This window comes from Accumulibacter sp., assembly GCF_032229525.1.
Lineage (GTDB): Bacteria > Pseudomonadota > Gammaproteobacteria > Burkholderiales > Rhodocyclaceae > Accumulibacter.
Window position 1 is genome coordinate 1 of record NZ_JAVTWB010000256.1, and the last position, 2,990, is coordinate 2,990.

General features: G+C 63.2%; 4 protein-coding genes. All 4 read right to left on the bottom strand.

Annotated elements, in window-relative coordinates:
* Positions 1–284 (bottom strand): poly-beta-hydroxybutyrate polymerase N-terminal domain-containing protein (locus RUW20_RS20445; RefSeq protein WP_313954059.1); only part of this gene is annotated, 284 nt, incomplete at its 3' end.
* Between the two features lie 202 nt (positions 285–486).
* The gene (locus RUW20_RS20450) at positions 487–939 is read right to left on the bottom strand and encodes a hypothetical protein (RefSeq protein ID WP_313954060.1); all 453 of its coding nucleotides are present in this window, start codon (positions 937–939) and stop codon (positions 487–489) included.
* Between the two features lie 93 nt (positions 940–1,032).
* A complete protein-coding gene (locus tag RUW20_RS20455; RefSeq protein ID WP_313954061.1) occupies positions 1,033–2,136 on the bottom strand; it encodes a hypothetical protein in 1,104 nt (367 codons plus the stop codon).
* A gap of 38 nt (positions 2,137–2,174) precedes the next feature.
* The gene (locus RUW20_RS20460) at positions 2,175–2,720 is read right to left on the bottom strand and encodes a general stress protein (RefSeq protein WP_313954062.1); all 546 of its coding nucleotides are present in this window, start codon (positions 2,718–2,720) and stop codon (positions 2,175–2,177) included.
* Positions 2,721–2,990 lie beyond the last annotated feature (270 nt).

Sequence of the window (2,990 nt, forward strand, 5' to 3'; positions counted from 1 at the left end):
GCGGCCAGTTGAAACTGTTTCCCGGGTGAGGAGCCAAGGTGCACCATCCAGTCGATATAGGCCATGGCCAGCGACGCCGGCGAAACGCCGCCGGTGAACTGGCCGAGGGCGATGTTGGTCATGCGGTCGATTTCTTCCAGGGCGTCGGAGTCGAGCAAGTGGCGATCGCTGAGGCGGCGCGAGAATTCTGGATGAGGTGGTGGTGTTGCGGGCGTTTGGCCGGCAGCTGCTGTTGCCTCTGATTCGAGGATGGACCCTACGGGGTCCTTAAGTTTTGCGCTCATGGGATCTTTGTCCTTGGATGCCAAAGCGCTCGACAGCCGTTGCCGCCACACACTTCGGCCAAAAACATTCCAGGAAATCAAGCCGGTTGATGGGCCTGGTCCAACACAACAAGGCGCGGAGATGCGGGGCTTGATGGCAACTTGTGGGCTGGCGGGCGCCGTCTCGCGGCGCCGCTGCTGCCCGGCGGATGGCCGCCAACGCCTACTTCTTCCAGTGGAAGAACAAGTCCTTGCCCTCCTTGCCGGAGAGAGTGACGTTCTGCGATTCGGTCAGCCCCTTGAAGCGGGCGCTGACTCGATAGTTGCCGTGCGGCAGCATCACGTAAAGCATCGGACCAGCCTTGGGCAGTTCGAACACCGGGTTGCCGCTCGCGTCGAGGATGACCACCGGCACATCGGCAATGAACTCGCCGTCCTTGCGCTCCGAGAAGGCCATGCGCAGCGGGAATTCCTTGGCCAGGCGGCGCATGGTCGCCGCTTCGTCCTTGCCGACGCCACCGTTGAGGTAGGTGCTGACGAGGACCGCTTCGACGACCACGGGTTCCTGGACAATCGTCTCGACGATGACCGGCTCCCTGGCGTTGGCGGCGAGCGGCAGCGTCGCGAGCAGGCTGGCGCCGATCAGGGCGCCAGTGAAAGAGCCAAGCGTTTTCATGATGAAGATCCTTTCAGGTTTCTGGTGAATGTCTTGTGGAATCCGCGGGTGTTCGGCGCGTGCCAGGTCGGCCGCGATGGCGAACGCCAAGCGCTACTTGCCGGGGTTGATCTGCTGCCCGACGGTGTTGACACCGCTGGCCAGATTTTGCAGGCCCTTGGCAACCTCATTGCGCGTCCATTGGCTACCGGAGGCGAGCTTGTCACCCAGGGCGCGCGTCTCCGCCACCGTACTTGCCGCGATGCTTTTCGCTTCGCCGCCAACCCATCCGGCCGCGCTCTCCAGGCCGTGTGCAGCCGCCTTGAGTTCGTAGCCGGTCCGTTCGTAGGCCTGGCGAACCCAGGATTCGCCGGCCTTGGCGCGGTACGCCTGGGCTAGCGCCTGATTGGCCGCAGCGAACGCCTTGTCCATTTCCCTGGTTTCTTTCAGGCTGCCTTTGGCGACCGCTGGCGCGAGCTTGTCGAGATCGAGAACCGACTTGTCGAGCGCCTGCTTGGCCTGCCCGCTGGCGCGGCCCGCCTCGAGGCGCAGGTAGCCGGTAGCCTTTCGGATCTCGGCCGCGGCGGCGGCGTATTCCTTGCGGCCATAGTCCGCAACGGCATTCGTGAAGTGCCGCTGAGGTTCTTCACTGACCGGATACCAGGTGCTGACGTCGGTGACCACCCAGCGCCGGTCGAGGTCGGCGCGCGCGGCGGTGTCGAGCGCCTGATCCAGCTCTGCCTTCTTGGTGATCTTGCCGCTGTCGATCGCGCTGGCCGCCGAGCTGACTTTTGTGGCACTGGCATTGATGCGCGCGACCGCATCCTGGGTAAACTTCTGGTCGGCCGCCAGCAGCGCCTGGTCGGCGACCACCAGTTCCTTGCCTTCCTTGTCGGCGCGAGCGGCCTGTTTCTTCAACTCCTCAGCCGCGGCGCGCATCTCCGTCGCCGCCTTCTTGTGGTCTTTGGCGTCGAAGGCCTTGCGCGCAGCGTCGAGATGCCGACTAAGGTCGTCGACTACCGGCGTATAGGTGGTGGTGTTGTCGTAGATGATCCAGTCCTCCGGCGCTTTGAGTTGTGGCGCTGCCGAAGTCGCTGGCGAGGCTGGCTGCACCGCTGCGGCGGGTGCTCCTTTTGGCGCCTGCGCGTGGGCCACGTTGGCCAGTTGAGCGGCAGCCAACAACACTGCCAGGGCCATCGGTTTGATGATCATTTTCATTGTCGGCTCCTTTCAAAGTGACTCGTTACGCAGCAAGGCTAAATAGCCAGCTCGGCCTCATCGTGCTGATGGTGATGGTCGAACGAGGCCATACCCGAATTTGCCAGGAGTTGCCGAGCGTGCTCGATCTCCTCGGCGTCGCCGTTGAGTGCGAGAACGAACTTGTCGGCCTTGAGAGCGGTTTCATAGCGCAGCACGGAGTCTCTCGGAACACCGATGGACATCAGAGCGCCGGTCAGGGCGCCAAGGCCGCCGACCAGCGCGGCGCCCTGCAGACCGCCGAAGAGAGCGGCCGCCAGCGGACCGAGAACGACCACATGACCGACCACCGGGATGAACATCAGCGCGGAGCCGAAAAGTATTCCGGTCAGTCCGCCCCAGAACGCACCCAGTTTGCCAAACACCTTGGCCCGGTCGCCGGCATTGAGGAAGCCAACCACGTGTTCCTCGGTGTGATAGTCCCGGCCGACGATCGACAAATTCTTCATGTTGAATCCGGCGTTCTGCAGCGTCTTGACCGCGGCTTCAGCCTGGCTGTGCAGATCGTAGATGGCGATTGCGATGCCTTTCCTGTCGTTGCTCATGATGGCTTCCTTCCTCGAATTGTTGTTGGTGATGAACCTTGGGGTCTGCTGTCGCCCGCTTGTCCATGGCGCCCACTGTAGTTCGCGGTCGCTGCCAGGTAAGCTGCCAAAGGTCACCACCTGGGGCTGCGCGAAGTCACGATTTGGCAGTCACCAAGGTCACATGCGCGACGGTGGGTTCTGCTGATGGAAGCGGCGTCCGCTACGGGCAAACGCTTGCCGTCGACCAGCCGCCCGGTTGGCGGCAGGTGCCGCAACACTGGACGGAAA